Origin of the sequence: Mesorhizobium sp. L2C066B000 (genome assembly GCF_000502335.1) — a bacterium.
Lineage (GTDB): Bacteria > Pseudomonadota > Alphaproteobacteria > Rhizobiales > Rhizobiaceae > Mesorhizobium.
Genome location: NZ_AYWZ01000006.1, coordinates 174,760 through 191,588, shown reverse-complemented (window position 1 = coordinate 191,588; position 16,829 = coordinate 174,760). Strand labels below are relative to the sequence as shown.

Sequence of the window (16,829 nt, the reverse complement as noted above, 5' to 3'; positions counted from 1 at the left end):
AGGGCACCCTTAGAGATCTCGCTGCAAAGCAACAAGCCTCGCGGCCAGCGCTCCGGACCGCTGCCGGGTTTCGCTGAGAAAGACAACATGACAGTAGGCGCATGCTGTCACACCCAAAAACAGCACAAGGGTGTTCTTCAAGGTAAAATCAACCATTAGCGAGAATGGAAGACCCCCGGGTACGGCGAACGAAGCGATCGTGCTCGCCGTTTCGGAATGGCTGGTGACGGCGATCATCAACCCGGCAAAAAGCAGGGCGATGTGATTGGCAAGGAAGAAGAAGGCAGCCGACTTTCTTGTGCGGCACGCCGTCCAGCAAACGATTGATGCGGCAGCCAGGACGGAGGCATCGAGGACCATCGAAGCGCCCACAAAGAGATCGACCTGTTGCCAGAACATCGTCGACAGTGGCCTTAGTTCAAGCCAGATCCACCACATTGTAGGACTGGCCGGATAAGCTCCCAGCAAGAAGGTCGCCATGCGCTCCCCTGCCAGGATCAGCAGGATCAGAGCTGGGAAGGCAAAGAGCATTATCGACTTGCGCTTCATGTCACCCTCGACAAACTGGCAACAAGATAGCTTGCAGAGATTGAGCGAGGCTTAACAGACCTTTGCTGGTCCTGCGGCAGCGCGGCCAGCCGCGAATGGCAGCAGAAAGAGCCATGCGCCATTAGTTGCTTTGGCTAAGCACGAGCGTCACCACCTTCGGCTCGACCCGTTTCAAACATCGTTCAGGAATATTGGGCCACATCGCCTTGGCGCATCCCTCTTCGCCTGGCGCCGGCGCCAGCGAGAGTTCTGAGTTACGGGCTTCCTCGGCGGTCGTAAGGAAGACCTGTGTAGCCAGCGCGGTCGCCATGGATACCTGGACGAGGATAAGGGCGTAAGCGAAACTTCTGATCATCCGCTCGAAACGCCGAACGCGCGAGCTGGTTCCAATGGCCTGCCCACCGGGTAACCACGATCGCGATTTTTGCGCTTCAGTGCCTTAGCAGTCATCGAATTCTTAGATAGCAAACCTTCGTCCATGTCCCAGCTCCTCGCCCAGACCGCGGAAACGGACGCGGTGGTTGTGGGCTCAACGTAGGTCTTGCCATTGCTGATCAGCGTGATTGCGCGGCAGACGACCGGTTCGATCTTCCGCGCGTGGCGCAAGGAGGATGTGGACGCGAGCCGCCTCCAAGTGCCGCTCAAGATTATCGAGATTCTGGACGATGGTGACATCGAGGAGATCGCGCCGCGCGTCTCCCAGTCAGCCAACAATCAGAACGAGGTCGACATGGCCGACTTCTCGTCCAATCATCGCTTCCACCGACGGATGCAGGAGCTTTCGGGTCGGTCTGGGCGCGCCCGGCGGGCGGTATGCAACGTCAGTCACGCTGGTTCTACGAACGTGCGCGCGGTAGCGACGAAAGCTTCCTGCGCGGGCGTTTGACTGCGGCGTCGGCGCTGGCGCACCGGAGAAGTCTGCTGTTCGGGCTTCGTGCCGGCCGCTGCTCGCGCCAACTGTGGGTAAGTTCGCCGTCCCATCCGCTCGTCACGCCCTTCAGCATCGAACGCCTGGCTACCCTTCTCAGTCCATAATCGTTGTGCTTGCTCGCCTTCTGGGCTCTGGACCTTCGCGGTCATCCAGAGCATCGCGCCGTAGTTGGCAGCGCGATCGTAGTTGGTCAGATTAACGATGCCTGCCTTGACGAGGAGGCCGATCGGTAATGCGATGGATTTGCACGAACATACACGAACAAACATATCAATTTGTGTTGCAGCCATGTTGCAGGGACAGCAAGGAATGGGCCGAGACATGCCCGGAAAGAAAGGATTTAAGCGACAGAGAGCCGGAAAGTTCGTGCAACATGGAACTACCCCAACCGTAATCGCCAGAAATCGAAATAAGCTCCCGGATGGGTTGGGCCGCCTTGGACATGGCGCAGACCATCGAATAAGATGGGTCTCGCCACCTACCTTGGACCGCGTCCGCAAATTGAAAAAACGCGAATATGTTGGGCGCGAAGCTCGTTACTTCTGGCGAAACGCGGAGTGGAACGACACAGCCAGCGGGCCTAAAATGTAGTCCAGTGCGGTGCGTTCCTCGGTGACGATCATGACTGACGCCGGCATGCCCGGATAAAGCGCAATCTGTGGGGCCGCGGCCAATTCCGCGGGATCGACCGCTACGTCGGCAAGATAGTAGGGAAGCCCGGTCTTGCTGTCGGTGACGCGATCCGCCGAAATGCGGGTGACCCGTCCATGAATGACCGGCATCGAACGCTGCTTGTAGGACGTGAAGCGGACCTCGGCCGTCATGTCGGCGCGCAGGCTGGATATGTCCTCGACCTTCACCTGCGCCTGAACGATCAACGAATTCCTAGTCGGCACGATGTCGAGGATGGTCTGGCCGGGGGCGACGATCGCGCCGGTCGAGAAAACGGTGAGATTCATCACCTGGCCGTCATAGGGCGCCCGCACTTCGGCGCGGTCGACCGTGGCCTGCGCGGCGAACATTTTCGGTACCAGGTCGGCGAGGTTGGACTGGGCGTCGATCAGCATGGTTGAGAGTTTTGCGCGGCGCTCGTTGGTGAGCTGCGCAATCTGGCTTTCAAGCTCGGCCTTACTCTGGCGGTTTCCGGCTATATCGCCGAGAGTCTGGTCGATCAGGCCCTGCAGGTCGGAGGCGGAGCGGTCGAGCTCCAGGACACGCGTGCGCGTTGTCAGGCCGGCCTTCAGCAACTTGTTGAGGCCTGCCTTTTCATCAATTGTCGACTTGAGCTGCGCACGAAAAGATTCGACGCGCGCCTGCTTTCCATCGATCTGCTCGTCGAGTTCGGCTATCCGTTTCTGCAGGATCTGCTTGGCACCGGCCATCGAGGCGCGCTGGCTCCCGAGGTCGGCAATTTGGTTGGTCATCGCGTCCTGCAGATAGGCCTGGTGCTCAGCGGTGATGTCCTTCGGAAAGGCGACTGCCTCATGGCCGTCGAGCTCTGCACGAATGCGGGCATCGGTAGCGCGCAACAACGCATATTGCTGCGAATAGAGGTTGAATTCGGAACGGGCGTGCGTGTCGTCGAGCACCACCAGCACATCGCCTGCCTTGACGATGTCGCCATCCTTGACGCGGATCTCCTTCACCGTGCCGCCGTCGAAATGCTGTACGCTCTTTCGATTGCCTTCCACCTTGACGATGGCGTCGGCGAGCACGGCGCCGTTCAGCGGGGCAAAAGCCGCCCAGCCGCCGAAGATACCGAAGAAGGCAATGATGATCAGCAGGCCGACAGAGGCCGGCACCCGGATCGAATCCGGGGCCAGGATACCGGTTTCGCCGGACAGGCTCCGGTAGGTGAGGGCGCCGTCGCTCATCGATCTCTCCGGCCACAGCTCATTGGGTTGCCACCGCCATTGGAGCCGCGCGCTGGTTGAGCAGCGCCACGATCTCGTTTCTCATGCCGAAGGCCTCGACGGCGCCATCGCGCAACAGAAGGATCTTGTCGACATTGGCCAAGGTCGAAGGCCGGTGCGAGACGATGATCACTGTGCTGCCGCGGCGCTTGAGCTCGATGGCGCACTCGCTCAGCGCACGGTCGCCATCGGCGTCGAGATTTGAGCTCGGCTCGTCGAGAATGATCAGGTTCGGCGTTCCGAATACCGCACGGGCAAGAGCAATCCGCTGCCGATATCCTCCCGACAGCACTGCGCCGCCTTCGCCGATCTGGGTCTCGTAGCCCTGCGGCAGACGGATGATCATCTCGTGCACGCCGGCGAGCCGCGCGGCGGCTATCACCTCCTGGTCGACATTGGTCTTGAAGCGGCCGATGTTGGCGGCGACCGTATCGGCGAAGAGTTCGATATCCTGCGGCAGGTAGCCGATGTGGTCGCCGAGCGCGTCGTGCCCCCACTGCGACAGGTCGGCCCCGTCCAGCCTGACGGTGCCGCGGCTGGGTTGCATGACGCCCGCGAGATGACGCGCCAGCGTCGACTTGCCGGCGCCGGAAGGGCCGACGATTCCCAGCGCCTCGCCCGCGTCCAGCCGGAATGATACGTCGCGGAGAAGCACTTTCTGCTGGCTGGCAATTGCAAAGCTGACCTGCTCGACCGAAATCTTGCCGGTGGGCTTCGGCAGGTTGAAAGATCTTTCGTTCAGCGCGCCCCCGTCGACCAGCTTCTCGACCCTTGCCAACGCCGCCCGGGCCAGGATCAGGCTGCGCCAAAGGCCGACGATCTGCTCGACCGGCTGTAGCCCCCGGCCCAGCAAGAGGCTCGCCGCAAACATGGTGCCGCCGGTGATCTGCCGCTCGATCACCAGATAGGCGCCGAGGCCGAGGATCAGCGACTGCATGGTGAGCCGCAGGAACCGGATCAGGCCGGACATCAGGGCGGCGCGATCGCTTGCCTCCGCTTGGCGCCGCAGCGCCAGGTTACGGTCGCGCCCCCAGCGGCGGATGAGACCGTCGATCATCCCCATGGCGCGAACGACTTCCGAGTTTCTGAGGCTCATTTCGGTAAAATTATAGTTGGTCGTCGCCAGGTCGTTGGCCTGCTTCAGCGGCGAACGCACGAGATACTCGGTGAGCACGGCCATGGCGATCAAGAGCAGCGAACAGCCCAGTGCGAAGAAGCCGAGCCACGGATGCAGCAGGAAGATGATGCCGATGAACGCCAAGGTGTAGGGCCAGGAGGTCACTCGGATCGACCGCGTCAGCACGCCGTCTGCGGTATTCCAGATCGAAATAAAATGCTTGCCTGCCGTCGCGAAGCTGCGGCCGTCTGAACTGAAAGCAGCACGCGTATATGCGTCGCTGCTTACACCTAGGACTTTCTTTCCGGTCCAAGCATCCCAGAGCGTTGCATCGCTGTTCTCTCCCGCCGTCAGCACCCGGGTGCCATCCGGGCTGAAGATTGCCGTCGGGTAATTGCCTACCGGCCGCAGGATGTAGAGCTGCTCTCCCGAGACGGCGTCCCAGAGACGTGCCGTGCCGTCCCTCGCGGCCGTCAGGATACGGCTCCCGTCGGGGCTGAATTCGGCCCTCTCCACGGGCCCTTCATGACCTTTTAGAATTGCAGTTTCGGCACCGCTGGAGATGTCCCAGACTGCTGCAGTCTTGTCATAGGATGTGGTGACGATGCGATCACCTGTAGGACTGAATGCCGCATGCGCCACACCGGCGCCAGGGCGGAGGATTTTGATCTGCCGGTGCGCCAGCAGCGCCTTGAAGAGAGCTGCCTCCGCCTCAAAGAGATATGGCCGCTCGGGTTGCTCTTTCGAGGGTAGCGCCTCAAGCGCCAACCGGATCGCAGCCTCGGTGTTGCCCGCCGCGGCGGACCGCTCCGAGAGGAACGAGAGCGAAAGGAACTGTTTGCGCAGCGCCTGATCGCGTTGGCCTCTTGCTTCCTCCCGCGCTTTGAACGCGACCAGTGCGCCTGCACCCGCCATAAGAGCGAGCATTATTGCCACGACAGCGCCGTTCCGTGTCCGTCGGGCAAGCCGGTTTGCTGCGGCAGCCGCGAGGCTCCGGCGCTCGGCCTCACGCTCAAGGCGCTCGCGTTTTGCCTCTTGGGCGGCCTCGATCAGCGCCAGCTCCGCGCGACGGTCCTTCTCCTCCTTCTGCCGATGGGCACGCAAGGACTCCTCGATGTATTCAAGGACGGCATCGTCGACCTCCTGCCGCCTTGACAGCATCAACTCTTCTCCCTCCGCCAGACGTTTGCCGGACGGAAGGAGAAGCTCTCGATTCCTGCTTTCCAGGTGCCATCGGTGGGCGTCAGCCCTCAGGCGTTCGCGCGTCGCGAGGAAGTCGCGGTTTGCATTCACAATGTCACCGGCGCGCGGCCAACGGCTCAACAGTGCCTCATGCGCAAGACGAACGAAGACATGCCCTGCGGCGTCCTCGTCGCTGACGAGGAGCCGGGCATCGATTAATGCCCTGACGAGGGCCGATCGCGCGGGAGTGCCCGCAACTTCGGTATATAGGGCCGCACGTGCCGTGACCGTTTCATCGCCCAGGTTCGCCGTGGTGAGGGCGCGCAGCACCGCGGGCAAGGCCTCCTGGATCCCGGGCGCCAGCAAGTCCAGGACTTCGTCGGCGCGGCGCGCGATTGCGCCTTCGAGCCCGCCAAGCGCATGATAATGCGCAAAGGTGAGAACGCGTCGGTCGCCACTGGCTTGGTACAACGCGTCGAGGACAAACTCGAGAAGCGGCAATGATCCGGGGTCGGCAGTTGCTGCCGCCTGCAGCACGTCATCGAGCCGCCCCAACTCGGCGCTCTCCTCGAAGCGGAGCCCGGCCACGACCGCAGGTTCGCGGATCATCTGCGCGATCTCTGGGCCGGTTGGTGGCAGAAGTTCGTAGCTGGCGAGGCCGTCCTTGAGCGCCGACAAACCTTGGACCTCACCGCAGCGGTGAAAGAAATCCGAACGGATCGCCGCTATCACCCACACCAGTCCGCTCGCGGCCAGCACCGCCATGAACCGCACAAGGGCCTCGCGCATCGCCGGCTGCTTCTCCGTCGTGAACAGCTCCTCAAGTTGATCGATGACCACAAGCAGTCTGACCTGCGAGCGGGCCGGCCCGGCGGCCCTGCGAAGTGCCTGTCGGACCATCGCCAGGGCTCGATCCGGCGTGCTCCTGCAGAGTCGAGCAAACTCCGCGGCTGTTGCTTCTGAGGACAGCTCCGGCACTGCGGCGCTGTGAAGCAGCGCCGCAGCCAACACAGCGAATGCATCCGGTCCTTCGGAGAGGCGGATCAGGCAGCGGCGCCACAAGGATATGCCTGCCACGGCTCCAGGTCGCGTCAATGACGGCAGCAGGCCAGCGGACAGGAGGGAAGACTTGCCACAACCGCTCATTCCGTAGATGAGCAGGAATGCCGNGGAATGCCGTGCCGCTTGCTGCCTGCTGCTCCAGTCTGGCAGTGCAGGCGGCAATCGCCCGCGCTCGGCCGAAGAATAGATAGGCATCTTCGAATTCGAAGGCATCGAGACCGCGAAATGGCGACCTGACCGGTTCCTCGGACGCAAGACATACGCGGTAGATGCGCAAGGCACGAGCGACATCCTTCAGTTTGTGCTCGCCGAGATCGATGAATTCCAGCGAGAGGTGGTCCTGAGCCTGGGAGCGGACTGCTTCCGTGATGCAATCCCGCCGGGGCGTGACAAGGTTTGAAGATAAGCTGCGACCTCGACGGCCTCGCCCCTGAGGTGCTCGCCCTCGGCGACGACGTAACCGAGGTCAACGCCGATGCGGAAGCGCAGCCGCTTTGTCTCGGGAACCTCGCAGTTCCGTCTATCGACCTCATACTGGATCTCGTTCGCACACCGCAACGCCTCGACAGGGCCAGCAAACTCCGCAAGGACTGTCTCATCGACGCTCGCGAAGACATGACCGGCATGTTCTATCAGCAGCCGATCAAGGACCTTCCTGTAGGCCGGGGTAGGTGCAGCAATGCTCCGCTCATCCTGGCCTGCCGGCCGGACCCCGGCGGCCAATTCTGCCGCCAGAATTGTAATCATTCTTGGTCGGGCATTTGAGGGAAGGACCAACCTGTAACCGCGCCTCGGCACTGTCTGCACGACGGCTTGGCGACTATCGTTGAGCGCCGCACGGATCTCGTGAATGCATTGGACCAGGCTGTCATCGGTGACGGCTAGCCCGTTCCAGACCGCCTTCATCAGCTCATCCTTGGTGATGACTCGATCAGCGTTCTCCAGAAGGTGGCGAAGTACCGCGAAGGTCTGGTGGCGAACTGCGATTGTCCTGTTGAACTGGTCGCGCAAGGTCTCCCTGCTCACGTCGGCGGTCACGCCGTTGAGTACGAACGTTGTAGGCGGCGAGCTATTCAAGCCGGTTCCCCTCAAGCACGAAGCCGCAGTCCCATACTAGCACGGTTTCGCGCTGCGAAGACTGATCATCATCCAGCCCGTGCGGGGAGCTCGGATTTCGGCGAATGATCGTAAGCCGTTCGTGACTTGGCAAATGCCCCGGACCGACAATTCCACACTCCATTGTCGATGAGAGAGGTTCGCTATGGACTGCTTAGTGCGGATTGGAAACATGGGTGCAAGACCAGCGCTGCGGCTAGCGGGCGCCTTCTTGCTCACCCTGTTCTTCGCGACAGCGCCACAGGCTCACTCGACGGACCGTCCCGCGGGCGGCCTGGCCGAAGTCGATTTGCAATTGATCCTTGCCGTGGACGTCTCGCCGTCGATGAGCAGAATTGAGCAAAAAGTGCAGCGCGACGGCTATGTTGATGCTTTCCGCCACGCGGATGTCGCGATGGCAATCAAGGCGGGAGACCTGGGAAGAATCGCAGTGCTCTATCTGGAGTGGGCGGGGCCAAGTCAGCAAACCGTCATCGTGCCGTGGACAATTGTGGAAAGCCGCGAGGATGCTCTGACTTTGGCGGACAGGCTCGCTGCTCTGTCGTTGACTGAAGGCCGGGGAACGTCGATTTCTGGCGCGTTGCAGGCCGCGAATGGGCTGTTCGCGAAGAGCGGCTTGCGCAGCCCGCGCCGTGTTATTGATGTATCCGGCGACGGACCGAACAATGCCGGAGCACTCATTGACCCCATCCGGCAGTTTCTTCTCGCGGAAGGTGTGACGATCAACGGGCTGCCTATCACACTACCCCGCATTGGCGAGGCCGACGGGTTTGCGCGGTACGACCCCTCCAGGCTGCAATCATATTTCGAGCGCTGCGTCATCGGCGGACCGGACGCATTTGCGATCGGCGTCACCGACGCCGCAATGTTCGTCACCGCAGTCCGTCGAAAGCTGGTTCGCGAAATCTCCATGAACATGGATCAGGTAATCTACGCCGCGTACACCGAGCGTTCCGGCCCCACGGTCGATTGCAACATGATCGGTCAGTTGCCAGGCCGATGAGGCTCGGCAATGTGGTGCCAGCAACGGCTAGCTTCGCGCATCGCTGCCGACAATCAAACAGAGCAGGTAGCATTAACAGCGACGAACGCCGTCAAAGCCGAAGGGCTGCTTGTCGACAACTTCGTTCCGAAACCGGAAGGGCAAGTTCCGGCCCCAACGCTGACGGCACCCGAAACCCTTCAGCATCTTGGTCATTCGGAGCCAATTCGCTGTTGCCCGATAGCGGACATGACTTGGAGGGAGCTTTTGGTCATGGGTGCGCTATGCAACTGGCGCGCCTTCCCAAGATTAGAGAGCGAGCGACTGGCCATCAGTGGTTGGAGCACGGGGACGCTGTATGCGATCCGGCTGCGCGAACACGACTGATGAAGAGCCTCCAGTGCCGAAACCGAGATGCAAACTGAAAGCGCGTTCGCTCGCAAGGCAGTATTCGTGTAAGGATTTGGTATTAGCTCCCTCTCTCGGAAAGGGTCCATGGAACGTCGCCTCGCCGCCCTGCTAATGGCTGACGTCGTCGGTTACAGCAGGCTCATGGAAGACGATGAATCTGGGACGCTTGCTGCATTGACAGAACGGCGCGCTTCTATTCTCGCGCCGACCGTCATCGCTCATGGCGAGCGTGTCGTGAAACTTATGGGCGATGGAATGCTGATCGAGTTCGGCAGTGCCATAAACGCCGTTGCAGCGGCAGTAGACGTGCAGCGAGAAATGGCGGCCGCGAATGCATTGGCGTCGGAGAAACAACGCATCGATTTGCGGATCGGCATCAATCTTGGTGACGTGATTGGCCAGGAAACTGACGTCTTTGGCGAAGGTGTCAACATAGCTGCGCGGCTAGAGGCCCTAGCCGACCCCGGCGGTATCTGCGTTTCCGGCAAAATTCACGACGAGGTGCGCAATAAGGTCGCCTGTCAATTCGAGGAGATGGGCGAGCAGAAACTGAAGAACATCTCGACGCCCGTACGAGCCTTCCGCTTAATGGACGCGGATCCTCTACAGTCATCACCTGCGCAGCAACCGCGAACGCTTCGATCGTCGCACACGCCCCCCTCGCTCGCAGTTCTTCCGTTCACAAACATGAGCAGCGATCTCGAACAGCGATATTTCAGTGATGGGCTTACTGAAGACATCATTACAGAATTGGCGCGGTTCCGTGACCTGCATGTGATCGCACGCAACTCGTCCTTCCCTTATCGGGGAGGTGACATCGACATAGTCCGGGTCGGCCGAGAACTTATTGCCGATGGTTCTGGCTGGCGCGGGGTCTATGACGAACTCACCCAACACGGCTATCGCGTCACGATCGTCCAGAACCCATTGACGTCACTGGAGGATGATGTCGCTTCAACCAAGCGTGTTCTTGATCGTCAGGATGGCCCGACCGTTCTCGTTGGGCACTTCTGGGCCGGCACCGTCATCGCGGAAGCAGGGGTCAATCCCAAGGTCGCGGGCTGGTCTACGTTTCTGCGCTTTCGCCAGATGCCGGGGAGACAACTGGTCAGCAGTACGAAGGTTTTGCACCTGCCGCCGGGTTTGTTGTCGAAACCACCGATAATGGCTTCGGCTTTGTGAAGCCGGAGAATTTCAAGTCCGGTTTCGCTCATGACGTTAGTGACCAAGACGTCGCCTTATGCGGGACTCGCAGGTCCCGATAAACATGTCGGCCTTCGGCACGAAGCTCAACAACGCGGCTTGGCGGTCGAAGCCAAGCTGGGCTGTAATCGCCACAGAAGACAAAGCATTCGACCAGGCCATGCTGCTTCACCTGGCGCATCGCATCGGCGCCAAGGTGACCACTGTGTCGGCAAGCCATGCGCTCTTTATGACTCAGCCTAAGTGATTGCGGATACGATAGACCAAGCGGCGCAGACCATCTCGAAATGAGCGGGTTCGGCAGTTGATGCGGGTAGCATCGGGGCAGGCGACCATTGTGCGCTGCCCCGATGAATGGCGCAATGGCTGCTCAGCGGTCATAGCAGCATCCCAAAAGCAGACATCCGAGTGACAGGCGAGACGGCCCGTTTGCGACGGACGGGCCAACTTGGAAATGCGTCGCCATTTGGCTGCTTGCGGCCTATTGCGCTAAGCGAACATATTGGGCCCAATCTCGCCACTGATCTCAATGATCACATCAGCGGGCAGGTTGTTTCGTCGGGCTGCGGCCCGAATGGCTTCAGGGTTAGCCGCTTCGTAAAGGCAATAGGTCTTTTTCCTGTCGGCGCTGAGGAAGGAGATGATCCACTGGACGCCTTCCTCGTCATTGATCAAATTGACATTTTCGACCGAGTCCTTTGAAAGGTTAAGCTGTTCGGCAAAATCTCGTTCGATGACGTAGCGTGGCATGAGAAGGCTCCTTCTGAACCGTGTTGATGCCGGCGAAGCACGACCGAGCCCCTTAATGCAGGGTCGGTTGCAACCTCTTCTTCAAACGGACCATATCCAGTTCGACCGCAGTTGCCGAGGCTTGCTCCGATAGTGACATTGCTCTCTCGATCGCTTTCTTGCTACCGATTTTCATAAGCAGGCTCGCATATTCGGCCTGTGCATGCGCGAGCCACGGTCTTGAACTGCTGGCTGCGTTCATCTCGAGTGCATGCTCGAAGTGCGCGGCGGCCTTCTCGAAGTCACCTAGCGAGGCGGACAACATTCCTAGATAGCGGCTCGCTGCTCCAAAGCAGACAGTTGCGACTCCCGCCATGATGGTCATATCCTTGTAGGCGATCATAAGGTCGTAGATCGTTTGCGCCGCCTCTGTGTCGCCGAGGCTGATCGCGACTTCCGACATGAACGAGAGGGACGTGCTTCGCTTCGCATCTAGCGGCATTGCGAAACCGGTGCGAGCCAGCTCCCTCAGCCTACGCTGCGCTGCGTCCCGATAGCCCAAATCACATGCAACCAACGCAAAACCTGGCAACCAGGTGGTTTCATCGGGGTTCTCTTGGATCAAACGCTTCATGACCGGTGCGACCTCCGACAGGCGGCTCTGTTCACGTCGGATCGCGAACATCTGCATGCCGTAGACGCCCTCGACTTCCGCGCCATGCGTCTGTCTACCCATGCTTAGTGCTTCTCCTGCAAGTGCCTCAGCCGTCGTGAAACGTCCCTCAAGAATAGCCATCATGGCCCGGGCATGCCGAGCCATCCAAAGGAGGTGGAGCCGCTGGCGTAGCGTTCCGAGCTCTTCCAATCCATCGATCGCTAGATCGGCTCGAGTACGATTGCCCAATTCGGTGGAGACGTAAACGTCGAGTATTAGGGCTCGGCCCCGCATGTCGTCGTCGTTGATCTCAGCCGAGAGGCGCTTTATTTCGTCTATGCGAGTAGTCCGATCGGTTGCCTCCGCGGCAGACTTGACTGTCGTCGGGGTTAGGAAAGGCAAGACAGAGAGTTCCAAGAGCGAAGGCTTGTCATCAAGCTGCCGAGCCAGATTGACGCCCTCCTTATGGTATTTCGCGCTGTTCTTAGCGTCGCCAAGGTACGCATATGCGCGCGCAAGGCGGGTGAGAAGCTGGCAGCGCGATTTCTGATCGTCGTGGTCGATTTTGCCCATCGCTTCCCTGAGTAGCTGGAGCGATTCGGCGAGCGGCTTCGAGGAAAGGAACTGGGCGGCATCAAAACCGAGTGCAGAGCGGATGAAGGCCTTGGTATCGCTAGCCTCGCGAGCCAGTCGCGCGGTCAGCTCGTATTTTGCAACGGAGTCCGACAACCGGCCTGCGGCGCTCAGTGCTTCGCAGAGTTTTAGGGTCGCCTCGAGCACATCTTTTTGCTGAGCCCGTCCTTTCGGCAAGTGCTCCGCTATAGCAAGAGCGTTCTGAAAATGGTCGACCGCCTCGTAGTTGGCTGATCGCCCCAGCGCGCGTTCGCCGGCCATCATCCAGTACGGGAGGGCAAGCTCATTTTGCTGTCCCCTGACGTAGTGCTGGGCAATGAGCTCGGGCTGCGTGACGACGAGATCGGGATATCCGTCGATGAGGACCCTGGCTATCGCTTCATGATAGTGGCGGCGCCGCCGACTGAGAAGCGACTGGTAAGCTGTATCCTGGATGAGCGCATGGCGGAAAACGAGCGCGTCCTGCAGAACGCCTCCAGTCACGACGAGTTGGGTGGACATGAGCTGATGCAACGCGTCGTCGAGACCCTTGTCTTCGAGTCCGGCAACTTTCGAGAGTAGGCCACGATCGAATTCCCTGCCTATCACAGAGGCAATTTGTGCGACTTCCTTGGCCGTCGCTGTCAAACGATCGAGTCGCGCCATAAGGGAGCCCTGCAGACTATCTGGGATCTCGACGTTGAGCGACGCCGCCTTTCCGCTCTCCATGATTGAGCGCGTCAGCTCCTCGACAAACAATGGTACACCGTCTGTTCGCTCGGCAATTCGGTCGGCAAGCTGGTCGGGAATATCCGCGAGCATCGATTCAATCAGCTCTCGCATCTGTTGCTTCGTCAGGCGCCCAATGGCGAGCGTCGTCACCTGAGCCAGTCCGGTTGCCCACCCGGCGGTCCATTCCGGTCGGTGCGTCACAACGACAAGGACGGCCGCACCATGCACGCGGTTCACAACTTCTGTGAGAAATTCATTAGTCGACGGATCGATCCAGTGCGCATCCTCGACGACAAAGAGCACCGGCGCAATCTTCGCAGCGAGCAGAACGCGGTTCGCCAATGTGTGGACGCTGAGTTCCTTACGATGTTGGGCGGAGAGATCGAGCGGTTTGAACGCGCCGCCGAGGTCGAGCGAGAGCAACTCGGCGTAGATCGGTCCGACCTCCGAGGGATGTTCCCCGTAACGTTGAACAATCGCGCGAAATTTTTCATCGCGCATGGCTTCGCTGTCGGCGGATGAAAAGCCTGCAAGCCGGCTTAGGCGTTGGATGATGGGGTAGAAGGCTGAGGTGATGTGATAGGGGGAGCACTGCAGCCGGATTAGCTCATGATGGCTCTCATAAAGCCGTTCCTCGAGCGCATCCACGAGGCGCGACTTCCCGATGCCCGCTTCTCCCGACACGAAAACCGCCTGGCCTTGGCCGGCTTCGGCCAACTCCCAGCGCTCGAGAAGAATGCCGATTTCGCTGGTTCGGCCGACGAACTTCGACAAAGCGCGATCGTGCGCTGCGTCGAACCGGCTTTCCACCTCCCGCTCGCCACGAACCGCGAATAGGGCAATAGGCGATTTGAAGCCTTTCAACTCCTGCTCACCGAGGCTCTCGATCTCGAAGGACTGCCCGGCGAGCCGACGCGTGCTGTCGGCAACGACGATCTGACCGGGAGCGGCAGCGCTTTGCAGGCGCGCCGCGAGATTGGGTGTGTCCCCTGCGATTGAGGCGCGCTCGTTCACGCTGCTGCCCGCAATGTCGCCGACCACCACGTGGCCCGATGCGATGCCAATACGCGCCTTCAGTTGCTCGCCGTCGGGCGATTGGATGGCCTCGACTGCGGCGAGGGCCTGGAGGCCAGCCCGAATGGAACGCTCTGCATGATCCTCGTAAGCCATCGGCCACCCGAAATAGGCAAGCACGCCGTCTCCTAGATATTTGGCGACATAGCCGCCAAAGCGGGTGATTGCGCCAGCGACGCTGTCCTGATAGCGGCGTGTGAGCTCGTGCATGTCTTCCGGGTCGAGCTGCGCCGATAGCGCCGTCGAGCCGACCAGATCACAGAACAGCACGCTGAGGAGCCGCCGGTCGGCAGCTGGTTCTTGCGGCACTTCGGTGGTCTGAGCTTCCGGCCTACCGACTGGAACCGAGGCAAGACGAGCTCCGTTGGGGTGAGGCTGTCCAAGTCCATCGATCGCGGCCAGAATGATCTTCCGGTGCCCGAGCGAGACACCAAGCTCCTGGAGATCGGCGTCCGTGATATGGGGAAGCGCTCGAAGGTCGACGTCGTTTTCGAGGAACGCCTCCAGGTACTTGCCGAGACCGAGGTGGCTCAGCCAATCCTCAATTGTTTGCATCGAGCTTTCTCATGCGGCACCGCGATCCAAACTAGCGCGAATCTCGTGGCGGCACCACCTTTCAGATCGGGAGATCGAGACGAGCAGCCGGCCAAAACTCCTCGATGGCCAGAACGGTCCGCGAAGGAGGCGCGGGATATCAATTTCGGTTGGACCACGCGTGGCTTTCGGCGCAAGATAAAAGTCGGGAAATTGAGCGCCGCGGGTGAAGCTCGAAGCTCTCGGGTGGCCTTCCTTGGAGGCTGGAATGGATAGGACGCAAATTGCGGAATTCGCACAGAGTCTGCGGGGCCAAGTCATCGGCGTCGGCGACGTCGGCTATGACGATGCCCGCAAGCTATACAATGGTATGATCGACAAGCGGCCGATGATTATTGCCCGGTGCGCCGATGCCGGAGACGTCATGGCCGCAGTGAACTTCGGACGTGATAGGCGACTTCCGATTGCAATCCGCGGGGGTGGTCACAATGGACCGGGGTTCGGCAGCGTCGACGATGGCCTCGTGATCGACCTCTCGACTATGAAAGGCGTCCGAGTCGATCCAAGGAACCGCACGGTGCGGGTCGGACCCGGCTGCACGACTGGCGAAGTTGACCATGCTACCCACGCCTTCGGCCAGGCAGTCCCCTTCGGGATCATTTCGACCACTGGGGTCGCCGGCCTGACACTGAGCGGCGGCCACGGCTACCTCAGCCGGCAATATGGCCTGGCAGTAGACAACCTCATCGAAGCCGATGTGGTGTTGGCCGACGGGAGTTTCATGACCGCCAGCGAAGCCGAGAATGCAGATCTCTTGTGGGCGCTTCGCGGCGGCGGAGGAAACTTCGGTGTAGTGACCAGTTTCCTGTTTCGCACGCACCCAGCGAAAATGCTCTATGGCGGACCGATCATCTTCGATGTTGGCGATGCCGCTGAGGTGATGCGCTGGTATCGGGATTTCCAGGCGAAAGCTCCGGAGGATTTCTACATCTTCCTCGGACTGCAATCGGTCCCTGGCGGCGCTCCTTTCCCACCGGAGCACTGGAACAAACAGATGTGTGTCCTCGTTGTCGCGCATAACGGCGAGGGCGGCGAAGTGGCCGTCAACGCCATCCGCGCGGCTCTCCCCAAGCCGCTGATCGACTGGGCCGGCCCGATCCCCTACACGGCGTTGCAGACCTTGTTCGACGCGCTCTATCCGGCCGGGCTGCAATGGTATTGGAAGGGCGATTTTGTCCGAGAGCTGCCAGATGTCGCCATCGACGCCCATCTCCTACATGCAAGCAAGGCAAGCCCGGGTTCGTGCATGCATCTTTACCCGGTCGATGGCGCGGTGCATCGCCGGGGCAAAGCGGACAGCGCCTGGAACGCCCGCGATGTGACCTGGTCCATGGTGATCGCCGGGATAGATCCCGATCCGGGCATGGCGCCGGCCCTCAAGAAGTGGGCCACCGACTACTGGCAGGCTGTTCATCCGTTTGACCTAGGCGGCGCCTATCCCAATTTCATGATGGATGATGAAGGCGATGAGCGTATTCAGGCGAGCTACGGCGACAATTATCCGCGCCTCGCGGCCCTAAAGGGGAAGTTCGACCCTGCCAACCTTTTCCGCGTCAACCAAAACATCCGTCCCGCCATATAGATTCAGTAGAGGTGGTCCGTCCATACCGGGTCTAAGGCGGTCAATGTGCAAAGTCCGCTTTGCGCCCCATGTCGGCCGTTGAAGTGAGCTCTGCCGACGCCTGAAAGCGGACGTTGACGGCGACCAGGCTGGAGGTCGCGGTTGCGCCACGCGTCGGGTTGAGTTCGGCCCTCGGAAAATCAGTCCTGCACCCCTGAAGTGGACATTCGAGGGTCACCTCGCGCTGTGGAACACCCTCGACAAACGTGTGGAGCGGGCCTAGCATGGGCTCATCGGACGGAGACCGGCAATGCTCAGTCGGCGCGACTTATTCTCACGGTTTCTTCGGGGTCTCGGAGCCATATCGGTTAGCAATTTCGGGGCGGTTGCTTCCGCACTCGCCAGC

At 60.5% G+C, this 16,829-nt stretch carries 10 protein-coding genes and 5 pseudogenes; 5 read left to right on the top strand and 10 right to left on the bottom strand.

Features of this window, described 5'->3' with window-relative positions; translation table 11 throughout:
* Positions 1-9: 9 nt before the first annotated feature.
* Positions 10-549: a hypothetical protein gene (locus X733_RS149720; RefSeq protein WP_023818928.1), complete on the bottom strand. Its 540-nt coding sequence runs from the start codon at positions 547-549 to the stop codon at positions 10-12.
* A 121-nt stretch (positions 550-670) separates the two neighbouring features.
* Complete coding sequence (locus X733_RS149725; protein ID WP_155924215.1) at positions 671-859, bottom strand: hypothetical protein; 189 nt, start codon at positions 857-859, stop codon at positions 671-673.
* 237 nt (positions 860-1,096) lie between these two features.
* Here X733_RS149725 and X733_RS149730 point away from each other — a divergent pair, with 237 nt between their 5' ends.
* Positions 1,097-1,435, top strand: a complete 339-nt coding sequence (locus X733_RS149730; protein WP_023818926.1) for an AIPR family protein — start codon at positions 1,097-1,099, stop codon at positions 1,433-1,435.
* On the opposite strand, the gene X733_RS1000000171465 is transcribed toward X733_RS149730, so the two are convergent.
* The 6 genes and pseudogenes from X733_RS1000000171465 to X733_RS1000000170840 all read right to left on the bottom strand — a co-directional run bounded on the left by X733_RS1000000171465 (position 1,375) and on the right by X733_RS1000000170840 (position 7,831).
* Entirely contained in the window at positions 1,375-1,749 is a 375-nt protein-coding gene (locus X733_RS1000000171465; protein WP_081740675.1) for a conjugal transfer protein TraD, read from the bottom strand. The genes X733_RS149730 and X733_RS1000000171465 overlap by 61 nt on opposite strands.
* A gap of 267 nt (positions 1,750-2,016) precedes the next feature.
* Positions 2,017-3,354 carry an HlyD family type I secretion periplasmic adaptor subunit gene (locus X733_RS149735; RefSeq protein WP_023818925.1) on the bottom strand — a complete coding sequence of 446 codons (1,338 nt, stop codon included), beginning with the start codon at positions 3,352-3,354 and terminating at the stop codon, positions 2,017-2,019.
* Positions 3,355-3,373: 19 nt separating this feature from the next.
* Positions 3,374-4,663 (bottom strand): annotated as a pseudogene (locus X733_RS1000000170235) (type I secretion system permease/ATPase); the annotation flags it as partial.
* Between the two features lie 297 nt (positions 4,664-4,960).
* Positions 4,961-6,949, bottom strand: a pseudogene (locus X733_RS1000000171460) (AAA family ATPase); the annotation flags it as partial.
* Positions 6,933-7,031: pseudogene (locus X733_RS1000000171455) on the bottom strand (hypothetical protein); the annotation flags it as partial. The pseudogenes X733_RS1000000171455 and X733_RS1000000171460, both read right to left, overlap by 17 nt.
* Positions 7,032-7,048: 17 nt before the next feature.
* The gene (locus tag X733_RS1000000170840; protein WP_245274435.1) at positions 7,049-7,831 is read right to left on the bottom strand and encodes a winged helix-turn-helix domain-containing protein; all 783 of its coding nucleotides are present in this window, start codon (positions 7,829-7,831) and stop codon (positions 7,049-7,051) included.
* 250 nt (positions 7,832-8,081) lie between these two features.
* Here X733_RS1000000170840 and X733_RS0134895 point away from each other — a divergent pair, with 250 nt between their 5' ends.
* The 3 genes and pseudogenes from X733_RS0134895 to X733_RS01000000166280 form a co-directional block, all read left to right on the top strand.
* On the top strand, positions 8,082-8,873 hold the full coding sequence (locus X733_RS0134895) for a DUF1194 domain-containing protein (RefSeq protein ID WP_196813734.1): 792 nt from the start codon (positions 8,082-8,084) through the stop codon (positions 8,871-8,873).
* Positions 8,874-9,347: 474 nt separating this feature from the next.
* A pseudogene (locus X733_RS1000000168115) lies at positions 9,348-9,809 on the top strand (adenylate/guanylate cyclase domain-containing protein); the annotation flags it as partial.
* Positions 9,810-10,112: 303 nt separating this feature from the next.
* A pseudogene (locus X733_RS01000000166280) lies at positions 10,113-10,757 on the top strand (alpha/beta hydrolase); the annotation flags it as partial.
* Positions 10,758-10,955: 198 nt separating this feature from the next.
* Here the strand turns inward: X733_RS01000000166280 and X733_RS149740 are convergent.
* Both X733_RS149740 and X733_RS149745 read right to left on the bottom strand, forming a co-directional pair.
* The gene (locus X733_RS149740) at positions 10,956-11,216 is read right to left on the bottom strand and encodes a DUF4242 domain-containing protein (RefSeq protein ID WP_023738806.1); all 261 of its coding nucleotides are present in this window, start codon (positions 11,214-11,216) and stop codon (positions 10,956-10,958) included.
* Between the two features lie 52 nt (positions 11,217-11,268).
* On the bottom strand, positions 11,269-14,823 hold the full coding sequence (locus X733_RS149745) for an adenylate/guanylate cyclase domain-containing protein (protein WP_023818921.1): 3,555 nt from the start codon (positions 14,821-14,823) through the stop codon (positions 11,269-11,271).
* Positions 14,824-15,070: 247 nt separating this feature from the next.
* On the opposite strand from X733_RS149745, the gene X733_RS149750 reads away from it, so the two are divergent.
* The gene (locus tag X733_RS149750; RefSeq protein WP_023818920.1) at positions 15,071-16,444 is read left to right on the top strand and encodes an FAD-binding oxidoreductase; all 1,374 of its coding nucleotides are present in this window, start codon (positions 15,071-15,073) and stop codon (positions 16,442-16,444) included.
* The last annotated feature ends 385 nt before the right edge of the window (positions 16,445-16,829 follow it).